This window comes from Aminiphilus circumscriptus DSM 16581, assembly GCF_000526375.1.
Lineage (GTDB): Bacteria > Synergistota > Synergistia > Synergistales > Aminiphilaceae > Aminiphilus > Aminiphilus circumscriptus.
Genome location: NZ_JAFY01000007.1, coordinates 858105 through 882460, shown reverse-complemented (window position 1 = coordinate 882460; position 24356 = coordinate 858105). Strand labels below are relative to the sequence as shown.

Below are 24356 nucleotides of genomic sequence, written 5' to 3'. Positions count from 1 at the left end.
TTCGCTCCTCCTTTTTCTTCTCTTCCAGTCAGGTTTTGCTGGTGCTCAAGTCGGCGATGGGGATCGGCTTCCTTCGGTTTCTTTCCCGAAATCCTCCTTTGATTTAGGGGCGGAATTCGAGCTGTTTTCTTCAGACCCACCGAACATTCTCCTCTTTCTCGACACGAGCGGGCGCATGCTCTGGACAAGCGAAGGAAATCCTCCGGGAAAATATCCGTACGACCCTTATCTCGACCTGGATCTTGACCATTGCACCTATGGCGATGGATCCCGTCCCTGGCGCTACGACGGCAGAGATCAGGAAAGATGGGGAAGGGATCTCGACTCGGAGAACAATCTCACGCCCGAAATCGCTCTGGACGAAACGCGACGCGAAGCTTTCCTCGAGGAGAATTACCACCCGAATCTGCTTTGGAAAAACAACGGCAACACGCCTCCGTCGGGATATCCGTCACATTTCTCCGATGCAGATCTTGCCCCCAACGACAGTCGCATGTACAAGGCGAAGATGATTCTTACGAGAATCCTTTCCGATCCGAGTCTGGTTCGGGAGACGAACATCGCTTTCGCCACCTACAAACAGCAGCGCATTACGGCCTGGGCGGATTTTTACCTGAGACCCCCGTACCGTTTGGGGAGCTGGATCACCAATCCGTATTCGACGGTACGCAACGACAGCGAATATGTGCGGTGGGGGGTTTTGCACACGGATCAGCGAAGTGACAACGAAGCCTACCGGCGGGCCATGCTTCGCAGTGAGTTTCTTCCGGTGGGAAAGAACGACGACCCATCGGTGAAATTGGCGCCTCTTCTCACCCTCATTGACGGCATCGAAAACACCGGCGACGACGAAATCAAAGCGGACGGTGCCTGTCCACTGGCCGGTTCCATCGCTGGAAGCGCCTATACCGCAAGAGACTCGGACTCGAACAATCTTCCCACTGGCACCATCGAACAATTTTTCAAGCGCAAGGCTGCCATTGCCTCGAGGTGTCAGGCGAACTGGCTCGTTCTTTTTGTCTACGGGCAGGATACATCCAGAAACGGTGATCCGGTGGTCGCCGTGGAAGCACTCTCTCGCGACACGGCGGTTTTGGGAACACGTGTCATGGAAAAGGGTGTGCGCACCATGGTGGTGGGGTTTCTTGATCCCGAGGCACAGCCCGAACTTGCAGCCACCCTCGATGCCATGGCGAAGAAAGGGAACCCGGAAGCTTCCAACGCGCATGCGTATTTAAGCGACAACGTGTCGGAACTTCTCAAGGCATTCAGAATCGTCTTTCGCTCCATCAAGGACGTGAGCGGTGCCAATTCGGCTCCTGTGGTCCGCCCTCCTCTCAAAGGAGAGAGAGAGGGGCACTATTTTATCGCTGCGTACACGACGAAACAGAACGACCAATGGGAGGGGCATCTCTATCGACACGCCATCAGCATCGATGTTTCGGGTAAGGTCCTGATCGGTGAAGTGCCGCTCTGGGATGCGGGGGAACGCCTTGATCGCCAGAAAGGCGATACGAGAAGGGTGTACACGGTGGACTGGGATTTCTCTCAGAGCAGTGCGGCGGGGGGTGCTCTTTCGGGGAGCAACATGGTTGCCTTCGACACGGGCAATGCGTCGGTTCTTCGGGACGAAATGGGGCTTTCTACCGCGAGGGCACGGCAGCTCACTTCCTGGGTTCGTGGCACCGACGTGTGGAATCCTGACGCCGGAGGTGTCGAGCGCTGGAAGCTGGCGGACATGTTCGGATCGGACATCGTTGTGGTCGGTCCTCCCCGAGGAACCTACCCGGATCGCCACTACAAAACGTTCGCCGTCACCCACAGAAACAGGAAATCTCAGGTGTACGTACAATCCAACGGAGGTCTGCTGCACGCCTTCGATTTCGAGACTGGTGATGAAGCATGGGCTTTTATCCCCCCGAATGTGCTCCGCTTCAATCGCCTCGTCGGCCTTGTCAGTGACGATCTTTCCGGTTGGCCTTCCGGTACGGGGACAAACCGTTCCATTTCCCGTTTTTTACTCGATGGTCCTCTCGTCGTGGAGGACATGAAGATCGGCGGGGAATACCGGACGGTTCTTTTGGGTTCGCTCGGCAGGGGGGGATATGGAGTTTACGCGTTGGATGTCACGGAGGCGGACACGCCGAGGTTTCTCTGGGCCACGGAATACAACGGATACGCGTCGAGAACTCCTCCTTTTCCGGCTGCGGCGGTGAACAAAGCCACGCACTACATGTCCCTTTGGCGAGGAAAGGACGCTTTGTCGGGAGAGGCAGGAAGTGACTACCGGCGTATCGACCTCGACCGGATCGCAGGAAGAAATTCGCCTCCCGTAGATCTTTCGCTCACGCCGGAGGAGGCGGGTTTCGATTATCGCGATCTCCGGTTTCCCGTGGGAGCCCCTGTCCTTGGAAGCGTCCGCTGTGACAGTTCTTGGAACAATCGCGATGCGGGGATCTGTTGGATCGGTCTTCTTGCCAGCGGTGCGGCTTCCGCTTCCGAGGTCTCTGGCGCCTCCGGCGCAGTGTACGTGATGGACATGACGGACGGACGTATTGTAGGTGTTCCCATGAGGACCGAGGGGATGGCTTATGCCCCTCCCTCGGCCTATACGTTTCGCAACGACAACGTGCTCGAAGGGTTTTTCCTTGGCACAAGCGAAGGGGTGATCCATCGGGGTGTTTTCGACGGTTCGTTGCCCAGGGCGACGTCCTTGGAAAAGGTTTTCGTGCTGGAATTACCGGGGAAGGATGGCGTGCTCCGCCGGGTGGGTGTCCCTTTCGCTTTGGAAGTGACGTTGCGGAACGACGAAGACATCTGGCTCTTCGGAGGAACTCGTGACGTTCCCGCCGCTTCGGGAACCCTCGACAACGACGGACAGTGTTTTTTCGCCGTCAATACGGGAGGCGCCTCCTCCTTCCCGATCCGAACCGCCGAACTGGCAGCATTGGACCCGGACGCGACCGCATTTTCCTCGAACAATGCGGGATGGTACATCCCGCTGTATCGTTCGGCAACAACGGAAGAGTACGTGACGGACATGCCGAAGATCGCCGGAGGGGTTCTTTTTGTCTCTACCTTTACTCCTGATCCGAACGTTTCCGCCGCGAATTGCAGTGTCACGGGGTCATCCCGAATTTTCATCGTGGATGCCTTTTCCGGCAAGGGGCTTTGGAATGCCGCCGGAAAAAAATCTCTCCGTCTCGACGGCGTCAAAGTGACGGGTGTTCAGGTGGCTTCCACGCAGACGGCGGAGGGAGAGAAACATCAAGTGTATCTTGGTGTGACGAACCTCGAGAAAAAGCCTTTTTCCGATCCAGCTTTACAGGGACTGAATCTTCAAGAAAATCCTGGAGTTTTGGTCTTCGATGTCCCTGAGGAGGCACGGAAAGTGATGGATGCAAACCGACGTTATGTGCCGGGAGTTCCTGTGATTCAGTATTGGCGGGATGTTTTCAATCGTTGACCTTCGGTAGCGTGGATATCTGCTCTGGGCAGCTGCGATGTCGTGACGTTCTCTCGAAAAATGGTGGCTGGTCATGTTCCGCTCGCTTCCCTTTGAAAAACCCCAGGAGTGGAGGGAACTCTCACTCCTGGAGGGCTTCTATTTGTAAAAACAATTCTTCCCATCGGGGCATCAGTTGCTCGAGTTCTTTCTCCAGGGACGCTCTTCGGATAAGCAGGGTTTGCACTTCCGTGGAATTTTCCAAAACATCCGGTTCGCAAAGGCGGCAGTCGATGTGGCGTTTTTCTTTTTCCACCTCGTCAAGGTGTTTTTCCACGGGGGCGAGAAGCTCCTGAAGAGCGCGCCGTTTTCGGTAGAGTTCGTTGCGACGCTCCGCAGCACCCCTGCGTCCGTCGCGGTCCTTCGACGTCGAAGAAGCAATTCCGCTTTCTTTCCCCGAAGAAAAGGAAGAATTTTGTCCTTCCGAAGCTCCTTCCGACATGATTCGAGTGCGCTTGTCGATGAAATAGGAGTAATTCCCACGATATTCCAATAACGTACCATCTCGAATTTCAAAGACTCGCGTGGCAAGGGCGTCGAGGAAGTGGCGGTCATGGGAGACGATGAGCAGTGTCCCTCCGTATTGCAGAAGCGCTTTTTGGAAAAGCTCTTTTGTTGCCATGTCCAGGTGGTTGGTAGGCTCGTCGAGAATGAGCAGGTTCGTGTCGAGCAGGAGTAGTTTGAGCAGGGCGAGGCGCGATTTTTCGCCTCCCGAGAGGACGTGTATCGGCTTGTGGATGTCGTCTCCGGAGAAAAGGAACGCTCCGAGAAGGTTTCTTTTCGCCTTTTCGTCCGTTCGGGTTCCCAAACCCTGTATTTCCTGCCAGACTGTCTTGTTGTAGTCGAGATTTTCCGCGCTTTCCTGCGAGAAGAATCCCATTTGTACCCGCAGCCCCAAATGTAATTTTCCTTCTTCGGGGGTCTCCCGCCCGCCGAGAATACGGCAGAGGGTGGATTTCCCCGAGCCATTGACCCCGACAAGGGCGATGCGCTCGCCCCGCTCCACTTCGAAGTCAAGGTTGCGAAATATCCAGAGATTCCCATAACGTTTCCCGATTTTCTCCGCTGAGAGGACTACCCGCCCGCTTCGTTCACTTTCGGGGAAAACGATGGAAATTCTCTGGGCCTCTTCTTCCATTTCGATTTCCTGATAGCGTTCAAGCATCTTGATCCTGCTCTGGACCTGGGAGGCTTTGCTCGCCTTGTAACGGAATCGCTCTACGAAATCACGAATATGCTTGATTTCCGCCTTTTGGAGTTCCATCTCCTTACGAAGCGCTTCCAGGCGGCGCTCACGCTCAAGAAGGTATGCACTATAGTTGCCTTTGTACACCGTGATCCTTCCATTCCGCAATTCCGCGATCTGCGAGGTCATTTTGTCGAGAAATCGTCGGTCGTGAGAAATGGCGATAAGCGTTCCCCTGAAGTCTTTCAGATAACCTTCGAGCCATTCCATGCTTTCTGTATCGAGATGGTTCGTCGGTTCATCGAGGAGAAGAACGTCCGGGGCGGCCAGGAGAAGTGCGGCGAGGAGGAGACGCATTTTCCATCCTCCCGAGAAGGTTCCGCAAAGAGTGCCGAGGGCATCGTCCCGAAAACCCAATCCTTTGAGTACTTTCCCCGCCAGGGAGGGAAAGACGTACCCATTGCGAAGAGTGAATTCCTTGACGGCATGGTCGTGTCGCTCCAGGAGAATTCGCCTCTCCTCCTCGGCATCGGCGGGGAGATGAGAGATGTGATCTTCGAGCGTGGAGAGATGTTTCTCTATCTGGGTGATGCCCGCACGCTCCTTCAGAAAATCGAGTACGCTCCCTTCTCCCAGCTCGACCATGTCTTGTGGAAGATACCCCAGGGAGAGTCCCTTGGTGATCTCCACAGTTCCGTCATCAGGCGAGACGAGACCGAGTATGCAGCGAAGAAGTGTGGTTTTTCCGGCTCCGTTGTCGCCGACAAGACCGAAGCGGCTTCCCGAGGGAATCGCCCAATTGAGTCCCGCGAAGACGCGGTGCTCGCGAAAGGACAGAGAAAGAGTGGAGATGCGGATCATGGGATGCCTCCATTCTGTCGAATGCGTCGAATCAGGGGAAAGACCGATTAAGAATTTCTGTCCGGAAGTCCTTTCTTCGCCTTTTTTCGAGGACAGTCCGTATTGTAGTTGGGAAGGCGTTTTTTTACCATGCCCGGGAAACGATCCATGTCGACGGAATCGAGTTTATGCTACACTCCCTTTGCGGTTTGTTCGAGAGGTTTGACCGGGAACATCGGCGAAAAGAAGTGTTCGGCATGCCGCCGGGGGGGAGGTTCTACATCCACAGAGGAAACAGCACATGGTGATGACATGATTGGCTTGTTTTGCCCGACAGGGGAAAGAAAAGCTCACGAGGAGGTATCAGTGCCAATGGTACGCAAACAAGTCGTTTACGGACTTCTCGACAAACCACCCTTTCAGATCCTGATCCTTGCGGGAGCGCAACATGTTTTGACCCTCTTTGGGGCTACCACGCTCGTTCCTCTCATTTTCGGGCCTGCGATGGGGATGGATACGGTACAGATCGGTTTCTTTATTTCCTGCGTCTATTTCGCCATGGGGATCGCCACGCTCGTTCAGACGCACCCCAAGCTGGGAACAGGTCTCCCCATCGTTCAGGGTTCCAGCTTTAGCTTCATTCCTCCCGTCATGACCATTGTTGGGATCTACAAGGCTATGGGACCCGAGGTGATCATGCAGTATCTGGGAGGGGCTCTCATCGTCGGAGGTGTGGTCCTCTCTATCATCGGCTACAGTGGTCTCGTCGGAATTATCCGGAAGGTCATCACTCCGGTGGTCATCGGCCCTACCATCATGGCCATAGGCTTTTCCCTGTACGATGTGGCGGTGAAGTTCAACGCGGCGAATTACTGGCCGGTATCTCTCCTGGTCGTGGCAGGAGTTTTCTTCTTCGGTCTCATGAGCAGGAACAAGTATTTCAATATTTTTTCCGTCCTTTCCTCCATTGTCCTTGCCTACCTGGTCTGTTTCATTGGAAGCTCCACTGGGTTTTTCCCCGAGGGACATCCGGCGCATGTGACCATGGCGAGTGTCGCTGCCGCGCCCTGGTTCAAATTCACTGGGTTTCTGCCCTGGGGTGCGCCGAAGTTCAGCGTTGTTGCCATCGGTGCCATCGTGGCGGGGTTTTTCGCGGTCATGATTGAATCCATAGGTGACTATCATTCCTGTTCCTACGCATCAGGACTCGAGGATCCCACGCCGGAGATGATCAGTCGCGGTATCGGCGCGGAGGGAATGAACTGTGCCCTTGCAGGAGCCTTGGGTGCTGTGGGAACGACCTCCTACACGGAAAACATCGGACTCATCAGTCTCACCGGGGTGGCATCCCGATGGGTGGTGCGGACCGGTGCTGTCCTTCTCATTCTCATGAGCATGGTCGGCAAACTGGGAGCCCTCATCGCCACAGTTCCAAACCCCGTCATTGGCGGTGCCTACATCGCTCTTTTCGGTACCATCGGTGCTCTGGGGATACAGGTGCTCATGCGCGCCGATATGGGCAGCCAGAGAAACGTGCTCATCGTCGGATTCGCTTTTCTCATGGCGCTCGGTCTTCCGGGCTGGGTAATGGAGAAACAGGAACTGTTCTTCAGTTTCGGCATTGCGGGACAGGTGCTTTGGGCGATCATGAAGACGCCCATGGCGGTTGCGGGAATCTGCGCAGCCTTCTGGGATTCCATCGTTCCGGGCACGCCGGAGGAACGCGGTATTGGCACTCGGCTGTAATTCGTCTGCGAAAACTCTTTTCTCCGGCTACCCGTAAAAGTGAATAAAAGTGAATTAAGGAAGCTTTTCTCCATGTATTCCGGAGAAGAGCTTCCTTGAGTAGGGTAGAGGGTTTTTTGTCGCGTAGTCTCCGCTTTTTCAAATTGCGCTGGGCCGGTTTTCGCTGGAGGGATCCCGTCTTCAGGCGGATTGTTCCTGAACGGCGAGTCCCTGGAAAGTGGGGTGGTAAAACAAGTGAAGTCCTCCCCATGCTTTGTCGATGCGAGCCGCCATGCCTTTGATCGTTACCTCCACGCCGGGACTTGCGGTGCCACTTACCGAGAGGGATGCGTCCCCGCGAAGATGGAGGAGGAGGTCGTGAAGTTCCAGCAATCTTGCCTGAGTATCTCCGAGGACGTCGAGGAGTCTCCGGTACATGTCGAAGGGGAGTTCAGGCTGTGTCTGTTGCGTGGTTTCCAGGGAATTGCGGATCGTTTCGCTCATGCGTAGAAGCTTCCTCTGGAGACAGCGTATCCTGTGGGGAAGGAGGTCGTACTCGGAAAAGAGAGCGCTCCTGGACACACCGAGAAGATCGATTCTGGTGTCTCCCCTAGAGAGCACACGAATGTTGTTGGCGTTGACGTGTGCCTTTGCGGTTACCGAGGAAGCTGCGATCAGTCCTTTCTTGCCGGCGACCTTGACACCGTTCCGAGCGGTCACGATGGATCTGGAAATGTACTCGTTGACGACCACGGTTCGACCCTCGAGAATGGCCTCATCCACATATCCGGCGCGGATCTCTTCTGCCGCACGGATATATCCGCCGCCTTTCCCGAGGATGCCCCAGAGGATGGAAACGCTTCCTTCCAGACTGGAGACATCGGCTCTGCCGACGCTGCCCCGGATTTCCACGTTACCCCGCGCTTCGACCACGGCTCCGTCCCGAACGTGTCCCTCCACAAGGAGATGTGCATCGATGGTTATGGATTGGCCTGGTTGCACATCCTCGGTAACGATGTGCAGCGGTTCGATGGAGAGGACACCGCCTTTCCAGAGAAGGCACCCGTCTCGGGTCGCCACAAGTTCCCTGCCGCGGAAGGCGAGTCCCTTGCCCACATAACCGATGGCTTTTCTTCCCGGGCGCGGCAGGACGAGCTCGCCGCGAACAGTTTTTCCGGCGGTTCCGGGAGTGGGGTCGAGAAGAGTCGCCACACGTTCGTTCTCTCGGACAGGGACGATGGAGTAAAGAAGGTAGTTTTCGATTTTTCCACGGTCTCCGGGAACAGCTTTCCCATCCGGGCGAGGGATTTCCAGAGCGAGAGCCCCATCTTTGCCCGCAATCGGAGGTGTGCCGAAGGCGATGGGGAGATGTTGCACGGAAAGGCCGGAGCAGCTTGTCTTCAGGGCTTCCCGCACTGCGGAAAGTCGGAGCCCGTGTACAATGCCCCGTTCGGCGCAGAGAACGAGAACCTGTTGCAGGTTGGACCATCCTGCCGGCAGAGAGAGCGAGCAGAGCATTCCGTCGGGAGAAATGTCGAGTGTTGCGGGGGGCATGTGCTTTTTTGGCGCCGTCTGTCGTTCTTGCGCCTGTGAGGTGTGCTCCGGAGTTTGCGTCTGGCTCGGCAACGACGCACCCTCTTCTTGGCGAGAGGCAAAGGTGCCGATACGCACAGGGTAGATCATTTCGTTTTTCAGAGCGAGGAGAAGCGCCTTCACGTTCACCTCGCAGGAGGGCAGGTGCTCGCGAAGGGTCTCGAGGATCTTCTTCGAAGAAGGACTTCCTTTGCGCAGGAGAAACACTCCGTTGTCCTTCGAAAGAAGGGAAAACTCTTTTTCCTGCAGGATCGTCTCAAAGGTCATCCCGTTCCCCCCTTTGGTTGACACCCCCGCCGTGCGATGTGCAAGGATGCGTCACTTCCGTGTGCTTTTCCGGGTGGGAAGTGTTCTCTTCCGCATCATACTGCAAAATGGTTCATTCTGAGAATACTCTGGAGCCGTCTATTCTATAAAGTGAGGCACTTTCCCCTAACGGTTTCGGCTGTTGCATGTCCAAGGGAAAACGGAATGCCGTATAATGGACTCGACGTGGTCGCGCCGTTTCTGTCGTGTTGCGCGAGCCTCCGTCGAGAAAGGGGTGTTGTTATGTCCGAGTGGGAATTTTACGAACCGTCCCGGGAAGAGCCGTCGGGGCCGAAGCACCGCATTCCCCGCATGTTCCAGTCCGGCAAGATGGTCACGCTGCTCCTTTTCGTTCTTCTGGCCGGAGTTGCTGCCTACAGCTCGTACTACATCGTTCCCGCAGGTACCAGAGGAGTCGTTTTTCGTCTGGGAAAGGTTCATACGGTGGCGGACCAGGGACTGCACTTCAAGGTCCCCTTTTTGGATTCGGTGATACAGGTCAACACTGAACGGATACGCCGCTACGAGTTCGGCTACCGCACGGTGAACGTGGGACCGCCTGCGCAGTATCGGGATGTTCCCGCCGAATCGAAAATGCTCACCAGCGACAACAAGATCGTCGAGATCGACTGGGTGCTTCAGTTCCAGATCTCCGATCCGGCTGTCTTCGTCGTGCACGTTCCTTCCGGAGAGGACCGGTGGGAAAAGCTTGTCCGGGATCTCGGGGAGTCGAGCCTGCGGAAGATTGTCGCCTCCAGGGATCTAGACACGGTGCTCACCGTCGGCAAAGAGGAGATCCAGACAGAGACTCGGGTGGCTTTCCAGAAACTCCTGGAGGAGCTGGAAACGGGCATTCGCATCGTCGCCGTACAGCTTCAGGACGTCACGCCTCCTGTTGCGGTACAGGCATCCTTCAGTGAGGTTAACAGCGCCAGGGCGGAGAAGGAGCGCCTCCAACTGGAGGCGGAGCAGTTTGCCAATGAACTCATTCCCCAGGCCCAGGGAGAGGCGCAACGCCTTCTGAACGAGTCGGAGGGGTACAAATTCCGTCGGGTTCAGGTCGCCCAAGGAGAGGCGGCGCGCATCGAAGCGCTTCGGGAGGCTTACATGCGGAATCCGAATCTTCTCCTCCAGTCTCTGTGGATCGAGAACATGCGGGAACTCTGGCCCAAGCTCAAAACCGTCATCGTGGAGGACTTCGGAAACGGTGTCATGCTCTTTCCGCTGGACAAGCTTCTCGACACCGGAAGGGGAGGGGAAGGGCGATGAACGTGCAGGGTTTGGGTCAGGCAGTGCGAAATGCGGTTCTCCTGGTACTTCTCGTTGCCCTGGTCGCGGTCGGGATCGGTTCTTTCTACGTGATCCGGGCGGACCAGCAGGCGGTGGTCCTCCGGTTCGGCAAGGTCGTCCGGTCGGTGAGGGACCCGGGACTCTATCTGAAGATGCCCTTTGCCGACGTGGTGGAACGGTTCACCAAGCGTCTTATCGAGTATGACGCGGACCCCGTCGCAGTGGTCACGTCCGACAAGAAAAACCTTGTCTTCGACAGTATTGCGGTGTTCCGCATCGCAGATCCCGATGCGTTCTATCGACGTATTCGCACCGTGGAAGGAGCGCAGCAACGCCTGGACGATTCGGTCTACGCCGCAGTGCGTATCGTCGCAGGCAAATCCACTTTTGACGAACTGATCTTCTCCCGAAGGGGAGATTCTCTCGTCGAGGCCACCAGAATCACCAACGACCAGACCTCCGCCTATGGCGTGGAGGTGCTCAAAGTGGCTTTCAAAAGAGTTTTTCTTCCTCAGGAGAACGAGGAAGCGGTGTATCGCAGCATGATTGCCGAACGAAGCCGTATTGCGGCCCAACTTCGTGCGGAGGGGCGGTCGATAGCGGCGCGCCTGCGCTCCAAAGCGCAGCGTGACTATACGGAGATCCTTGCGGCGGCGCAGAAACAGGCCGAGGAAACCAGAGGGCAGGGAGATGCGGAGGCCCAGCGCATCATCGCCGACGCGGCGGGGCAGAACCCGGACCTGTACCTTTTTCTCCGCACTCTGGAGTTCTACAAGGAAAATCTTCCTGAAACGCCGGTGTTCCTGAAGCCTGGGGAGGGAATACTTCGGTATCTCAAGGGTGCCGAGTAGGGGGCGCTGCGGAATCTGTAGGCAAGGATGACTCAAGAAGGGATACGCATCGTGTGCGTATCCCTTCTTTGACTTGTCCGCTGGAGGGCGCCAGCGGTGCCACCCTCTTCCATGACTGGTTCCAGAGCGTACCGTTTCTGCTCTCTCTAGGGGAAATCCGTCGTTACAATTTACGTTTCCACCTCGTGCCTTCAGATGTATCTTCGAGGATAATGCCCTTCGTTTCCAGTTCAGCCCGGATTGCGTCTGCGCGGGAGAAATCCTTCCGTTTTCGTGCGGCCCTGCGCTCCGCCACGAGAGCGTCGATTGCCGCGTCGTCCTCCGAAGGGCGCTCCATGTCGTCAATCCCCAGAACACCCATGATGCTTTCCACGAGGCGGAAGAAGCGCTCCGCTTCGGCAAGACCTTCCACGTCAGCGGCAGTGCGCTCCTTCAGGTGGGTGTTCACCGCTTTTACGACGGAGAAGACCACTCCCAATGCACCGGCGGTGTTGAAATCATCGTCCAATTCTTTCCGGAATTGCTCTTCCGCGACGCGTACCGTTTCGCGCAACGTTTCATCGGGATTCGTTCCGCGCTCTCCAGCGGTAACGTTCTCCATGAGATCTCGCCAGCAATTCCGAAGTCGTTCCACTCCCGCCGTGGCCTGAACGAGGGCATCCTCGGAAAAGCTGATGGGAGAGCGATAGTGGGCGCTCAGCATGAAAAGACGGATGGCCAGGGGATGAAAGCGCTTTCTCGCCTCGCGGGCGGTGAGAAAGTTTCCCAGAGACTTAGACATCTTCTCCTGGTCGATAAGAAGATAGCCATTGTGAATCCAGAAACGGACGAAGGGTTTTCCCGTTGCCGCCTCTGCCTGGGCGATTTCGTTCTCGTGGTGGGGAAAGACGAGGTCGCTTCCTCCGGAGTGAATGTCCGCGGTCTCTCCCAGATACTTGATGGCCATAGCGCTGCATTCGATGTGCCACCCCGGGCGTCCGGGTCCCCAGGGACTGTCCCAGGCTGGTTCTTCCGGTTTTTGGGCTTTCCACAGGGCGAAGTCCAGCGGGTGTTTCTTTCTCGGATCGATCTCTACCCGCGCTCCCGAGAGCAGTTCATCCAGATCCTGTCGGAGCAGTTTCCCGTAGGCGGGGAAACTTTGCACGTCGAAATAGACGTCTCCATCCATGACATATCCATGTCCCTTTTCAAGGATGTCCTCAATAAGGCGAATGATTTCCGCCACATGTTCCGTGGCGAGGGGGTGCACTGTGGCCGGGCGGATTCCTAGCGCCGCCGCGTCCTCCCGATAAGCCTCGATGAAGCGTTTCGCCAACTCGGGAACGGAGATGCCCAGTTCTCTGGCCCGGGTGATCATCTTGTCGTCGATATCCGTGAAGTTCTGCACGAACGTGACGTCATATCCGCAGTGCTCCAGGTAACGCCGGAGCACGTCGAAGACGATGAAGGGGCGGGCGTTTCCGATGTGAAAATAGTCATAGACGGTTGGGCCGCAGGCGTAGAAACCGACCTTGCCTGGATGAAGCGGAACGAAAGGTTCTTTTGTCCGGGTGAGATCGTTGTACAATGTCAATGCCATGACAGGCACCTCCTCGATTGCTCTTCATGTTATCCTATACCGTCACAAGGGAAAGGAAAAGCCTGTCGAAGCAAACCACGCTGCTTGACAGGTGAAACGCGACAGCGACATTTCGAAAATTTCCCCGGAAGAATGGAGCAAGCGGCATGGAAAGGGAGAAACTGCTCGAACGAATAAGGACATTTCCGGATCGTCCCGGAGTCTATCTCATGCACGACGCAGCGGGAAATGTTCTTTATGTGGGAAAGGCCAAGTCTTTGCGGAAGCGAGTGGCTTCCTATTTCCGGCGCACGGGATATGCCTCGCCCCGATTGCGCAAACTTGTGGATTCGGTATCCGACATTTCCACGATCCGTACAGAATCCGAGGCGGAGGCGCTCATCACCGAGGCGAAGCTCATCAAAAAGTATCAACCCTTTTTCAACGTGGAACTGAAAATGGGCGAGCGCTATCCCTACGTCAAGATAACCAGGGAACGTTTTCCGCGAATTGTGATCACCAGGCACCGGGAGGAGGATGGTGGAACCTACCTTGGCCCTTTTACCAGGGTAACGGAAATCCGCCGTCTCTTGCGCTTGGTGGAGCGCTATTTCCCTCTCCGGAGCTGCTCCCGCAATCTGGACGAGGGGCCATACGAGACACGTCCCTGCATGAGGCATGCTTTGGGACGTTGTCTCGCTCCCTGCGCGGGGCGTTGCTCCGAAAGTGAATACGGAGAGCGGATTGCGGACATTCTGCTTTTGTTGAAAGGAAACACCTCGCATCTCGTGGAGCGTCTCCGTTCCCGCATGGAGCGGGCGTCCCAGACTCTTGCTTTTGAAGAAGCGGCTCGTTATCGTGACACGATTCGTGCTCTTTGGATCTATCGAGGGCAGCGGAACAACGCGTCGGAACAGGGAGACCTCGACTGGTCGACCTGGAGCGTTCTCCGGAGAGTACAGGAGGTGTTGCACCTCGACACGATTCCGTGGAGAATCGACGGCTTCGACATCTCGCATTTCTCCGGAAAGGAGACCGTGGGTGTCGTGGTGGTCTTCGAGCAGGGAGTTCCCAATCCTTCGCTCTATCGGCGATTTTCCGTGAAGAGCGTGGAAGGGATCGACGATTTCCGTTCCATCGAGGAAGTGGTGGGACGGAGATACGGACGGGTTCTGGAGGGACAGGAGCCTATGCCGCAGCTCATTCTCATCGACGGAGGACCGCAGCAATTGGTGTTTGCGAAACAGGCTCTCGAAGCGCATCATGTGGAGGATGTTCCGCTGGTCGCGTTGGCGAAGAGGGAGGAAGAACTCTATCTTCCCGGGGAAATGTCGCCGTTGCGTCTCGAGCGGAACGATCCAGCACTGCTGCTGCTGCAGAGAGTTCGGGATGAGGCGCACCGTTTTGCCGTGACGTCTCACAGGGGAAAACGGAACATCCGCTTGCGCCGGTCTGCTCTGGAAGAGATCCCGGGATTGGGCAAAAAACGGGCCGCCGCTCTGCTCGCCGTCTTCGGCAGTGTGCGCAGACTGAGCACCGCCGACGAGGAGGCCCTTGGCAGTGTGCCGGGGATCGGTCCCGCTCTGGCGAGAAAAATACGGAACGCGTTGAGGGAGATGGATGATGGGAATGGCGTCCCAGGTGATGCTTGACCAGTACTACATGCGTATGGCGCTTTCTCTGGCTGCGCGCGGTACGGGATGCGTCTCCCCGAATCCGCGGGTGGGATGCGTCCTTGTCCGGGATGGACACGTGGTCGGCAAGGGGTTTCACCAATGTTGCGGCGGTCCCCATGCGGAGGTGGAGGCACTGGCGAGAGCCGGAGAATCAGCCCAGAACTCCACTGCCTATGTCACACTCGAGCCCTGTTCCCACTACGGAAAGACTCCTCCCTGTGCGCCTCGTCTCGTTGAGGCGGGCATTACGAGGGTCGTGATCGGCACGGACGATCCGAACCCCGAAGTGAACGGGAAAGGAATCGCCCTTCTCAAAGAAGCGGGAGTCGAAGTTGTTCGTGGAGTGCTCGAGACGGAGTGTCGGTGGATGAACAGAGGATTTTTCCGAGTCATGACCCTTGGAAGGCCCTGGATTACCGTGAAGGCCGCGGCATCTTTGGATGGAGCCATCGCCTTGGTGAACGGAGAGAGTCGATGGATTACCTGTGCCGCGTCGAGGCGAGCCGGGCACTTGCTCCGGTCGGAACACGACGCGATACTGACGGGAAAGGGGACGGTTCTCGCGGATGATCCGGAGCTTTCCGTTCGCGCCGTTCCCGGTTTTTCACCCCGGGTTGTCGTCCTCGACAGTTTCCTTGAAATTCCTCCTCATGCCAAGGTGTTGCGACGTCCCGGCACGATCCTTGCCTGCACGGAAAAAGCTCCGGTGTCCAGGGAGAGGGTTCTGTGCGATGGAGGAGCGGAGGTCCTGCGTCTTCCTGCGATCAATGGCCGAGTGGATCTCGTGTCTCTCTTTTTCGAGCTGGCCCGAAGGGGGATTCTTTCCGTTCTTGTCGAGGCAGGCGGAGAGGTGGTCGCCTCCTGTTTTCGCCAAAAACTCGCGGACCATGTCTCGCTTTTTCTCGCTCCCCGGATCATGGGAGTTGGAAAACGTTTCTCCGGTTCCCTGCATTTTACAACCATGGAAGGACTCTTCTCCCTGGAAGCTGTTACAATACGCACCGTGGGCAATGATTACTGGCTGGAGGGGAGACCTGCATGTTCACCGGTCTTGTAGAAACCGTGGGAACCATTGCGGAGGTCCGTTCGTTCGGAGAGGTGACGCGCCTCGTGATCGAATCGCGGAGACTGGCACCGGCCCTCGTCTTTGGTCAGTCCGTCTGCGTTTCCGGAGCGTGTCTCAGCGTAGTGGATGTTCGGGAAACTCTTTTCGAGGCGGAAATGATGCCGGAAACCAGGGATCGTACGACGCTGGGGCAGCGCCGCAAAGGGGACCGCGTAAACCTGGAGCGGGCCCTGACGATGGGAGCGAGACTCGACGGTCATTTCGTCTCGGGGCATGTTGACGGTATGGGGGATGTGCTTCGCCTCTCCGGGGAGGGCAGGACGAAACTCCTGGAGATTTCTGTGGAGGAGGCATTGCTCCGTGAGATCGTTCCCAAGGGGTCCATCGCCGTGGATGGTGTGAGCCTTACCGTGATCGACGTGTTGCCGAAGTCTTTCAGCGTCGGTCTCATTCCGACGACATTGGGAGAAACGACCTTGGCAGCCCTCCGCTCCGGAGACTGGGTGAACCTTGAGACGGACATGCTGGGAAAGTATGTCCGGCGGACCCTGGAGGGCTTTCTCACCGGAAATGGTGAGGAGAAACGGAGACAGACAGAAGGAATCACCTGGGACAGATTGCGCGAGTATGGATGGACGTGAACGCCAAGACTCGCATTGCAAAGGGAACGCGATGTAGAGGAAGGGAGAGCGTCGTGGAGGAAATCCGGTTTTGCGAAGTGGAAGAGGCGCTTGAGGACATCAGAAACGGAAAGATGGTCATCGTCGTGGACGACGAGGACAGGGAGAACGAAGGTGATCTTGTCGCCGCAGCGGAGAAGGTGACTCCGGAGATTATCAATTTCATGGTGACCTTCGGAAAGGGGCTCGTCTGTGTTCCCTTATCGGAAGAACGCGTGGAGGCACTTCAGTTGCAGATGATGGTCGAGGAGAATTCCGACCTTCACGGAACGGCCTTCACCGTTTCCGTCGATGCCCACGAGGGGACTACGACGGGAATCTCCGCGTTCGAGCGTGCGCTGACGGTGCGCCTTCTGGCGGATCCCTCGTCGGGTTCGAAGGACTTCCGAAAGCCTGGTCATGTGTTTCCCCTCAAGGCACGCAAAGGAGGTGTCCTGAAACGGGCGGGGCACACTGAGGCTGCGGTCGATCTGGCCCGTCTCGCGGGACTCCGGCCTGCCGGGGCAATCTGCGAAATCATGAACGAAGATGGCTCCATGGCGAGGCTCGGCGATCTCCAGGAATTTGCCCGGAGGCATGCATTGAAGATCCTCACCATCAAACAGCTCATTCGTTACCGTCATCTCCGGGATAAGCTCGTGGAACGCCTTTCCACGATACGGCTCCCCACTTCCTACGGGACCTTTGTCGCCCACGCCTACAGATCTCTTTTGGAAGATTCCCTGGATCGCCCTCACTTGGCTCTTGTAAAGGGGGATGTCCGGAACAAGGACGATGTTCTCGTTCGGGTCCATTCGGAATGCCTCACGGGAGACGTTTTCGGCTCCTTGCGTTGTGATTGCGGTTCTCAACTCCATACGGCCATGACGCTCATCGAAAAGGAGGGGCAGGGTGTCCTCCTCTATATGCGTCAGGAGGGGCGGGGCATCGGCCTTCTGCCGAAACTCAAGGCCTACGAGTTGCAGGAGCAGGGACTGGACACGGTGGAGGCGAACGTTGCCCTCGGTTTCGACCCGGATCTGCGCGATTACGGCATTGGAGCGCAGATTCTGGCCGATCTGGGGTTGCGGAAGATCCGCCTCATCACGAACAATCCCAGAAAAATCGTCGGTCTCGAAGGATACGGTCTCGAGGTGACGGAACGAGTCGCCCTGGAAGTGGAGCCGAATCCGTACAACGAGTACTACCTGGAGACGAAACGTGAGAAGATGGGGCACATCCTTCATTTGCGGGATGTGGTGAAATGAAGTGCCCCGGTGAGGGGTGAACGAGGATTGGAGGAATGACCATGCAGACGTTTCAGGGAAAGCTGGTGGGAGCGGGACAACGTTTTGCTCTCGTGGTGTCGCGGTTCAACGAACTGATCACGTCCCGCCTCCTCGAGGGCGCGAAGGACGCGCTCCTTCGCCATGGGATACGTCATCAGGACATGGATGTCTTCTGGGCTCCCGGAGCCTGGGAGATTCCCCTTGTCGTCAAGGAAATTGCTCTGTCCGGGAAATATGACGCGGTGATCGCCCTCGGCGCGGTCATTCGAGGGGATACGCCTCATTTCGACTATGTCGCGGCGGAGGTTTCCAAAGGACTGGCACACATTGCACTCGATCAGCGGACCCCTGTTTCCTTCGGTGTACTGACCTGTGACAACCTCGACCAGGCTCTCGCCAGAGCAGGCAGTAAGGCGGGAAACAAGGGAGTCGAGGCCGCCCTGGCGGCTCTGGAGATGACGGACCTGCTGCGGGAAATTCGACACACCAAGGGGGAATGACCCATGCTCGACATACGGTGGATACGGGAAAACGAGGCACTCGTACGAACCATGCTCGAAAATCGACATTACGAGTACCCCTTGGAGCAGCTTCTCGACCTCGATGACCGGCGACGGAAGATACTGGTGGACGTAGAACGTATCAAAGCCACCCGTAACGAGGGATCGAAAAAGGTGGGAGAGGCGAAGCGCCGCGGAGAGAACCCAGCGTCTCTCATGGAAGAGATGCGCCGCCTGGGCGAGGAGGTCAAAGAGCTTGAGATCCAGCTCGATGCCTCCGAGACGGAGATAGAGCAACTTCTGTTGCGCATTCCGAACGTTCCCCACGAGTCCGTTCCTGTAGGTGCCTCGGAAGAGGACAACAGTGTCGTTCGTGTCTGGGGAGAACCGAAGGTGTTCGATTTTTCGCCGAAGCCGCACTGGGAGCTAGGCGAAGCCCTGAAAATCCTTGATTTCGAGAGAGGGGTGAAACTCGCGGAGAGTCGCTTTACCCTCATGCGGGGTATGGGGGCTCGTCTTGAGAGGGCGCTCATCAACTTCATGCTCGATCTTCACGTGCAACGGCACGGTTACACGGAGTTCGTACCGCCCTTCATGGTGAATAGTTCAACCATGCAGGGGACGGGGCAGCTCCCAAAATTCGCGGAGGATCTCTATAAGATTCACGAAGAAGACCTCTGGTTGATCCCCACGGCGGAGGTGCCTCTCACCAACATTCATGCTGGGGAGATCCTTTCCGAGGACGACCTTCCGCTCAGCTATACCGCCTACACCCCCTGTTTTCGCAGGGAGGCAGGGGCCTATGGAAAAGATGTCCGGGGATTTCTCCGGCAGCACCAGTTCGACAAGGTGGAGTTGGTGAAGATCTGTCATCCCGACCACAGTTACGAAGCGCTGGAGCAACTTACGGAGAATGCGGAGCAGGTCCTCCGGTTGCTGGAAATTCCCTACCGCGTCGTGTGTCTTTGCACGGGCGATATGGGATTCGGGGCGACGAAAACCTACGACTTGGAAGTGTGGCTTCCCTCACAGAACAAATATCGGGAGATCAGTTCCTGCAGCAACTGTGGAGATTTTCAAGCCCGGCGCATGAACGCGAAATTCCGCCCGAGAGAGGGTGGGAAACTTCGTTTCGTACATACCCTCAACGGGTCGGGTGTCGCCGTGGGACGAGGTCTCATCGCTATCTTGGAGAACAACCAGTGCGAGGACGGTTCCATCACGATACCCCACGCACTCGTCCCCTATCTTGGAGGTGTGATGGAACTTCGGCCCTGATCGTCTTCGCTGCGGTGGAGTTTTTCATCCGAAGAGAGCGGGTGGAAACGTTTCGATGGGCAGGCGAGTGTCGGGGAGAAAATTCTCGACATGGCGAATATTGGTGTGCTCCTTGCTTGGAAAGACGGGCTTTTTCGACCTCCGATATGTATGGTAAAATTATCTGACTTATGAAGTGGTCTTTTCTGTGCGGACCACTTAAAAAATGTGGTGTTATGTTCAGACGGAATGCCGAAGTACAGCCCGTGCGAAAAACCGCAGGAGGAAGCTTTCAATGGAGACGATGGCCTCGCCGGTATTCGCTTTCTCGATACTGCTGATTATCATGAGCGCCTTTTTTCTAGCCCAGCGCTTTCTGCGGGTCTTTCTCGACCGTGACCAGTATGACTATCTTCGGGATGTCATGCTCATCTGCGGATGGATTCTCGTCGCGCTCTGGAGTGGGAGTTCCGGAGCGCGACATGTCGTTCTTGCGGGGGCTGCGGCGGCATTGCTGGGACTGTATCAACGGTTTTCCGGAAAAGATGTCCGTCCGTTTTTCTTTCTTCTCGGGGCCGTTTTGGCTCTGATTGGTCCCCAGATCAGCTTCATCGCGCTTCCCGACGGCAGGTACCATTATCTTTCCTTCCTGGGTTCCATTGCTGCTACAGCCTTCTGGGTTGGCCTTTTCCCGCTGCTCATGCAGGAACTCGACCATATTTCCGGCCTGACAGGGTATCTCCTGGCTCTGGCCTGGAGCATCATGTGCGGTGTCACCCTTTTCTCCGGGCAATTCCTTGAGGAATCCCTCTTCATGTGCACGGGGGGACTTGCGTTGCTTGCCGTGTTCTGGAGCAGGCACGGACACATGTATCGACGCTTGGGGCAGCCTCTCGCGGCGTTTTGGGGCGTCCTCGTCGCAGGTACGTCCATGATGGGAGTGAATAAGGGGGTTACATTTTCGACCTTGCTCCTGCTTCCCCTCGGACTCTTTGCCGTTCCTCTCATGGAAGCCTCGGTGAACGCCATAAGCAGGGCCTTTCGGAACGAAAAGGAGAGGGGAGGAACCATGTTCCTCTATCGGAAGCTTGTGAACAAAGGTGTTGATCACCCGAGCGCCGTCCGGGCCGTGGCGGTGGTCTGTGCGTCTTTGGGATTTTCCGCTGCCGCGTATCAGCTCAGTCCGGAGGGGCCTGGCATGCTGGTGGCTTTTTTTGCACTTTGCGGGGCCGGTCTGTATGTGTGGAGCGTGCTCTATAGTGTGAAAGAACATAAGCCGGAGCGCAGGCCGGAGATTTGGGGAGTGCCTGTGGACAACGTTTCCACTCAGTATGCTCTCGGAAAGGTGCGCATGTGGATCAACGAGGAGGGCCGATTTGCTTCCATCGTCACACCCAATGCGCTCGCTGTCTATGAATGCAGGAAAAACAAGGAGCTGTTCAAAGTTTTCCGAGAGGCTGACCTGGCGATCGCCGATGGCATGGGGCTTTTCTGGGGAATGAATTTCCTGGGCCATCCCGTGCAGGAACGGATTCCCGGTGTCGACTTCATGGAGCAACTCTGCCGGCTTGCGGCGGGGGAGGGGTGGCCTGTTTTCTTTCTCGGAGGAAAACCGGGGATTGCTGAAAAGGCATCGCACTGCCTCGTGGAAAAATATCCGAAACTTCTCGTTGCCGGAGTGGAGGATGGTTTTTTTGATGAGGCGGCTTCCTTGGAGATCTGTGAAAGGATTTCGGCTTCCAAGGCGAAGTTGCTTTTTGTCGCTCTCGGATCACCTCGCCAGGAACTGTGGATTTCAGAGCACCGGGATGCCTTGGGCTCCCTCGTTGCCATGGGAGTGGGAGGCAGCTTCGATATTTTTGCAGGATGCCTCAGGCGTGCCCCTGAAAGGTGGCAACGCGCCGGTTGCGAATGGCTCTTTCGTCTTCTTCAGGAACCTTGGCGGTGGAAACGGATAGTGAAGCTCCCCCTTTATGCTCTCGCCGTCCTTTTAACGAGGTTCGGCTTGCTTGGAAAGGTGCGAAACGAAGAATGAATACCCCCGCAGCAGCGTTCATGGTGCGAGATTTGACGGCGATTGCCGAGGACGACTCCGTGTTGGAAGCGGTTCGTGTCATGTATTCTCAGCGTATTTCCGGCATCCCTGTGGTACGGGACAATTGGTATCTGGTGGGATATCTTTCTGAGACGGATATTCTTCGGGCTGCGGTTCCCACCTATCTGGAAGTTCTTGCACAGAGCACGTTCCTTGAGGATTCGGAGGGAAGTTTTCTCGATCGCCTCAAGGTTCTTGCTCACCGAAAGGTGAGCGATTTCATGTCCGTGAACCTCATTGCCGTGGAACCCACAACGAGTCTCATGACTGTGGCGGATCTCATGCTCCGAAAGCGGATCAAGCGCCTTCCCGTTTCGGAGAATGGTAAACTCGTGGGGATCATTGACAGAGGGGCGTTCTGTGAATTCATGATGGAAGCGGAGACATTCGATGAAAGAACAGGAAACAAGCGCTGAAAATCAGGAACGTATCCGTCGAGAACTGGAGAGCCTTCGCCTCGAGTATGAGGATCTTTTCCTCAGAGAGAAGGATGCCATCGAGAAAGAGCGCCTCCTCGCATTGGAAAAATTGGAGGAAATGGCGGTAAGGACACTGGAGGATATTCAAACGGAACGAACACTGTCTTTAAAAGAGGTGGAAGAGGAGGAGCGGCTTCTGCGAGAATCCGTGGAGTCCAAGATGGCACTCCTTCTTGCAACCCTCGACAAAGCGGAGATTGTGGAGACCCTTTATCGATACGCCTGGGGACGTCTCGTTCTTGAGTCGCCCGAGGAGAAATTCCCTTGATACGCCCTATGGTGCGGCTCGCCCTCTGGGGTGTCGCGAGCAGAAAAAACGAATTGGTTCGAACGCTGCATGAGATGGGGATTTTTCACCTCGTTGCTTCTCCTCGTGTGACGTCGCTGCCCGACGGAGACCTCCACAAGATGAGAGTTATCGGAGCGACGCTGTTGGGGATGTTGGAGGTTCTTTCCTGGGACGAATGGAATACCTTGGACGACGTGCAGCTCGAACGGGCTCGGGCGGGACTCGACCAACTCACTCCTGAGCTTGTCAATGAGGTTGAGCGAAGCATCGAGTCGTTCAGAGCACGACTTGGCAACCTTCTCCAGGAAAAAGAAGCCCTTGAGGAATCCCATAGAGCCCTGAGGAAATCTCACCAAATCACCTCTCATTTTTCCGGGTTTCTCAAAGAAGAGCGTGCCTCTGGAAACGAGGTGTCCCTGTGGTGGATCGTTCCGTCCCTGCAGAGTTCTCTCCTGGGGCGCGTACGAAAGATCCTCAAGAAATACACCTCTGTCAAGGAACGTGTATCACTTCGGTACCATAGCGTTCGCGTGGAAAAGGATGTGTTGCTTGCCGTGAGCGTTCCTCCGTCTGCGCTTGAAGAGGTGGAAACGCTCTTTCGGGAGAACGGCGCAGCGGCGTGGCGGGCTCCTCATGTCTTCGAGAAAAAGACGCCTTACGCATCCTTTTCGGCGGTGGAGGAGGGCTTGCAATGGTTGCCCGCCCGCCTCGACGAGATCGAAAGGGAGCTGTCGAAGACAAGGAAGGAATGGGGACCGAAGCTCGCTGCGCTCTTCATTGCTCTGGATGAACAGGCAGAGGTTGTCGAGGTAGAGAGGGGATTGACGGAGAAAGGAGAACTGTTTTTCGTCGAAGGCTGGGTTCCCGGTGATGCACTTTCTTCCGTCGTGTCACGTCTGCGCGAACGCTTTGACAGAGATGTGCTTCTTTCCTGGCGCTATCCCTCGGATGACGAATGGCACCAAGTGCCTACAGCGCTATCCAACCCAGGGCCGTTCGCTCCCTTCGAACTCTTTCTCAAGCTTCTTTCTCCGCCGAAATATTCCGGACTTGATCCTACCGTTCTCGTCGGCATCTTTTTCCCCTTTTTCTCCGGTTGCATGGTCGGCGACATCGGCTACGGTCTTTTTATCGCCCTCTTCGGTTTTCTTGCGCGGCGTTTCGGAAAATCTGTGCTTGCCTCACACATAGGAAGCATTCTCTATTTCATCGCGGGATGGAGTATCGCCTGGGGAATTGCCTACGGCGAATTCTTCGGGGATACGGGGCATCGTCTTCTGCACATGAGGCCTCTCTGGGTGGAGCGATCCGCAGCGGTCATGCCGGTACTCGTTTTCACGGTGATGTTGGGACTGGCTCACGTCTGTCTCGGTCACTTCTTGGGACTCATTGAAGGAATTCGTCACCGCCACAAACACCTCTGGATGGAAAAATTAGGCAATCTCGTCATTATGTCCGGTCTTGTCCTAGGGATTGTCATCTTCAAGGGATGGCTTCCCGACAAACTTTTTTCGGTTTCTCTCTCCGCTGTCATCGTTGGCACGGTGGTTCTTCTCATGGGAGGTGGGCTGGGAGGAATCATCGAATATCTCGGAACCGTTGGCAATGTCCTGAGTTACGTGCGAATCGGTGCCATCGGTCTTTCTTCCGCAATTCTCGCCATGGTCGCATCCTCTTTCGTGGATGTTCTCGGTATTTCTATTTTGGGAATCATGATGGCGTTGGCCATGCATCTCCTCAATTTCGTTCTGGCTCTCGCGGGGTCGGGGTTGCATGCTGCCAGGCTCCATTACGTCGAGTTTCTGGGGAAGTTTTACGTCGGGGGCGGTATTGCCTATCGACCGTTCGGGAAAAGGAGGAGTCCTTCGTGGAAAAAGCCCTGATAGCTCTTGCTGCGGCTCTCGCGGTGGGAGTTCCCGCCCTTGCCACGGCCTATGCACAGGCCAAGATCGGGAGTGCCGGTGCCGGCACCGTGGCGGAGAAGCCGGAAACCGCAGGAACGATGATCATTCTCGAGGCCATTCCGGAGACGATGGTGATTCTTGGTTTCGTTGTGGCTATCATGCTCATTCTTCGATTTGCCTGAGAACGAGACAGAAACGGGAACGGTGGTTTTCGTGTCTCAGAACGATGTGGAAACACGACTTGAGGCGTTCAAAGAGGCATTGCGCGTGGAATACGAGGCTCGAATA

General features: G+C 56.3%; 18 protein-coding genes. 15 read left to right on the top strand and 3 right to left on the bottom strand.

The window, feature by feature from the left end; translation table 11 throughout:
- Positions 1-175: 175 nt before the first annotated feature.
- On the top strand, positions 176-3466 hold the full coding sequence (locus K349_RS0115045) for a pilus assembly protein (RefSeq protein WP_034265809.1): 3291 nt from the start codon (positions 176-178) through the stop codon (positions 3464-3466).
- A 121-nt stretch (positions 3467-3587) separates the two neighbouring features.
- Here K349_RS0115045 and K349_RS0115040 read toward each other — a convergent pair whose 3' ends face one another.
- The gene (locus tag K349_RS0115040) at positions 3588-5552 is read right to left on the bottom strand and encodes an ABC-F family ATP-binding cassette domain-containing protein (protein WP_029166574.1); all 1965 of its coding nucleotides are present in this window, start codon (positions 5550-5552) and stop codon (positions 3588-3590) included.
- A gap of 351 nt (positions 5553-5903) precedes the next feature.
- On the opposite strand from K349_RS0115040, the gene K349_RS0115030 reads away from it, so the two are divergent.
- Positions 5904-7277 (top strand): uracil-xanthine permease family protein, encoded by a 1374-nt coding sequence (locus K349_RS0115030; protein WP_029166573.1) that lies wholly within the window; start codon positions 5904-5906, stop codon positions 7275-7277.
- A 180-nt stretch (positions 7278-7457) separates the two neighbouring features.
- Here K349_RS0115030 and K349_RS0115025 read toward each other — a convergent pair whose 3' ends face one another.
- Positions 7458-9116, bottom strand: coding sequence for a DUF342 domain-containing protein (locus K349_RS0115025; RefSeq protein WP_029166572.1), 1659 nt, complete (start codon positions 9114-9116; stop codon positions 7458-7460).
- 282 nt (positions 9117-9398) lie between these two features.
- Between K349_RS0115025 and hflK the strand changes: the two genes are divergently transcribed.
- Positions 9399-10424, top strand: a complete 1026-nt coding sequence (gene hflK / locus K349_RS0115020; RefSeq protein ID WP_029166571.1) for an FtsH protease activity modulator HflK — start codon at positions 9399-9401, stop codon at positions 10422-10424.
- On the top strand, positions 10421-11296 hold the full coding sequence (hflC, locus tag K349_RS0115015; protein WP_051464408.1) for a protease modulator HflC: 876 nt from the start codon (positions 10421-10423) through the stop codon (positions 11294-11296). Before hflK ends, hflC begins: the two co-directional genes overlap by 4 nt.
- A gap of 163 nt (positions 11297-11459) precedes the next feature.
- Here hflC and cysS read toward each other — a convergent pair whose 3' ends face one another.
- The gene (gene cysS / locus K349_RS0115010) at positions 11460-12875 is read right to left on the bottom strand and encodes a cysteine--tRNA ligase (RefSeq protein WP_029166569.1); all 1416 of its coding nucleotides are present in this window, start codon (positions 12873-12875) and stop codon (positions 11460-11462) included.
- A 146-nt stretch (positions 12876-13021) separates the two neighbouring features.
- Here cysS and K349_RS0115005 point away from each other — a divergent pair, with 146 nt between their 5' ends.
- The 11 genes from K349_RS0115005 (at position 13022) to K349_RS0114955 (ending at position 24250) form a co-directional block, all read left to right on the top strand.
- Positions 13022-14506, top strand: coding sequence for an excinuclease ABC subunit UvrC (locus tag K349_RS0115005; RefSeq protein ID WP_029166568.1), 1485 nt, complete (start codon positions 13022-13024; stop codon positions 14504-14506).
- Positions 14475-15587, top strand: coding sequence for a bifunctional diaminohydroxyphosphoribosylaminopyrimidine deaminase/5-amino-6-(5-phosphoribosylamino)uracil reductase RibD (ribD, locus tag K349_RS0115000; protein WP_051464406.1), 1113 nt, complete (start codon positions 14475-14477; stop codon positions 15585-15587). The genes K349_RS0115005 and ribD overlap by 32 nt, the downstream gene beginning before the upstream one ends.
- Positions 15569-16237, top strand: a complete 669-nt coding sequence (locus tag K349_RS0114995; RefSeq protein ID WP_029166566.1) for a riboflavin synthase — start codon at positions 15569-15571, stop codon at positions 16235-16237. The genes ribD and K349_RS0114995 overlap by 19 nt, the downstream gene beginning before the upstream one ends.
- Positions 16238-16290: 53 nt before the next feature.
- Positions 16291-17523, top strand: a complete 1233-nt coding sequence (locus K349_RS0114990) for a bifunctional 3,4-dihydroxy-2-butanone-4-phosphate synthase/GTP cyclohydrolase II (RefSeq protein WP_034266348.1) — start codon at positions 16291-16293, stop codon at positions 17521-17523.
- Positions 17524-17564: 41 nt separating this feature from the next.
- Positions 17565-18044 carry a 6,7-dimethyl-8-ribityllumazine synthase gene (ribH, locus tag K349_RS0114985; RefSeq protein WP_029166564.1) on the top strand — a complete coding sequence of 160 codons (480 nt, stop codon included), beginning with the start codon at positions 17565-17567 and terminating at the stop codon, positions 18042-18044.
- Between the two features lie 3 nt (positions 18045-18047).
- Positions 18048-19322, top strand: coding sequence for a serine--tRNA ligase (serS, locus tag K349_RS0114980; RefSeq protein WP_029166563.1), 1275 nt, complete (start codon positions 18048-18050; stop codon positions 19320-19322).
- A gap of 274 nt (positions 19323-19596) precedes the next feature.
- Positions 19597-21336, top strand: a complete 1740-nt coding sequence (locus K349_RS0114975) for a WecB/TagA/CpsF family glycosyltransferase (protein ID WP_029166562.1) — start codon at positions 19597-19599, stop codon at positions 21334-21336.
- Positions 21333-21812: a CBS domain-containing protein gene (locus K349_RS0114970; protein WP_029166561.1), complete on the top strand. Its 480-nt coding sequence runs from the start codon at positions 21333-21335 to the stop codon at positions 21810-21812. The genes K349_RS0114975 and K349_RS0114970 overlap by 4 nt, the downstream gene beginning before the upstream one ends.
- Entirely contained in the window at positions 21787-22143 is a 357-nt protein-coding gene (locus tag K349_RS0114965) for a hypothetical protein (RefSeq protein WP_029166560.1), read from the top strand. Before K349_RS0114970 ends, K349_RS0114965 begins: the two co-directional genes overlap by 26 nt.
- On the top strand, positions 22140-24047 hold the full coding sequence (locus tag K349_RS0114960; protein ID WP_157367413.1) for a V-type ATP synthase subunit I: 1908 nt from the start codon (positions 22140-22142) through the stop codon (positions 24045-24047). The genes K349_RS0114965 and K349_RS0114960 overlap by 4 nt, the downstream gene beginning before the upstream one ends.
- Positions 24032-24250, top strand: a complete 219-nt coding sequence (locus tag K349_RS0114955; RefSeq protein ID WP_029166558.1) for an ATPase — start codon at positions 24032-24034, stop codon at positions 24248-24250. The genes K349_RS0114960 and K349_RS0114955 overlap by 16 nt, the downstream gene beginning before the upstream one ends.
- Positions 24251-24356 lie beyond the last annotated feature (106 nt).

What these genes read in the sequence shown, in the direction of transcription:
- K349_RS0115045 (WP_034265809.1), top strand. Translation starts at nt 176, where the DNA reads ATGCTCTGGACAAGCGAAGGAAATCCTCCGGGAAAATATCCGTACGAC.
- K349_RS0115040 (WP_029166574.1), bottom strand. Translation starts at nt 5,552, where the DNA reads ATGATCCGCATCTCCACTCTTTCTCTGTCCTTTCGCGAGCACCGCGTC.
- K349_RS0115030 (WP_029166573.1), top strand. Translation starts at nt 5,904, where the DNA reads ATGGTACGCAAACAAGTCGTTTACGGACTTCTCGACAAACCACCCTTT.
- K349_RS0115025 (WP_029166572.1), bottom strand. Translation starts at nt 9,116, where the DNA reads ATGACCTTTGAGACGATCCTGCAGGAAAAAGAGTTTTCCCTTCTTTCG.
- hflK (WP_029166571.1), top strand. Translation starts at nt 9,399, where the DNA reads ATGTCCGAGTGGGAATTTTACGAACCGTCCCGGGAAGAGCCGTCGGGG.
- hflC (WP_051464408.1), top strand. Translation starts at nt 10,421, where the DNA reads ATGAACGTGCAGGGTTTGGGTCAGGCAGTGCGAAATGCGGTTCTCCTG.
- cysS (WP_029166569.1), bottom strand. Translation starts at nt 12,875, where the DNA reads ATGGCATTGACATTGTACAACGATCTCACCCGGACAAAAGAACCTTTC.
- K349_RS0115005 (WP_029166568.1), top strand. Translation starts at nt 13,022, where the DNA reads ATGGAAAGGGAGAAACTGCTCGAACGAATAAGGACATTTCCGGATCGT.
- ribD (WP_051464406.1), top strand. Translation starts at nt 14,475, where the DNA reads ATGATGGGAATGGCGTCCCAGGTGATGCTTGACCAGTACTACATGCGT.
- K349_RS0114995 (WP_029166566.1), top strand. Translation starts at nt 15,569, where the DNA reads ATGTTCACCGGTCTTGTAGAAACCGTGGGAACCATTGCGGAGGTCCGT.
- ribH (WP_029166564.1), top strand. Translation starts at nt 17,565, where the DNA reads ATGCAGACGTTTCAGGGAAAGCTGGTGGGAGCGGGACAACGTTTTGCT.
- serS (WP_029166563.1), top strand. Translation starts at nt 18,048, where the DNA reads ATGCTCGACATACGGTGGATACGGGAAAACGAGGCACTCGTACGAACC.
- K349_RS0114975 (WP_029166562.1), top strand. Translation starts at nt 19,597, where the DNA reads ATGGAGACGATGGCCTCGCCGGTATTCGCTTTCTCGATACTGCTGATT.
- K349_RS0114970 (WP_029166561.1), top strand. Translation starts at nt 21,333, where the DNA reads ATGAATACCCCCGCAGCAGCGTTCATGGTGCGAGATTTGACGGCGATT.
- K349_RS0114965 (WP_029166560.1), top strand. Translation starts at nt 21,787, where the DNA reads ATGAAAGAACAGGAAACAAGCGCTGAAAATCAGGAACGTATCCGTCGA.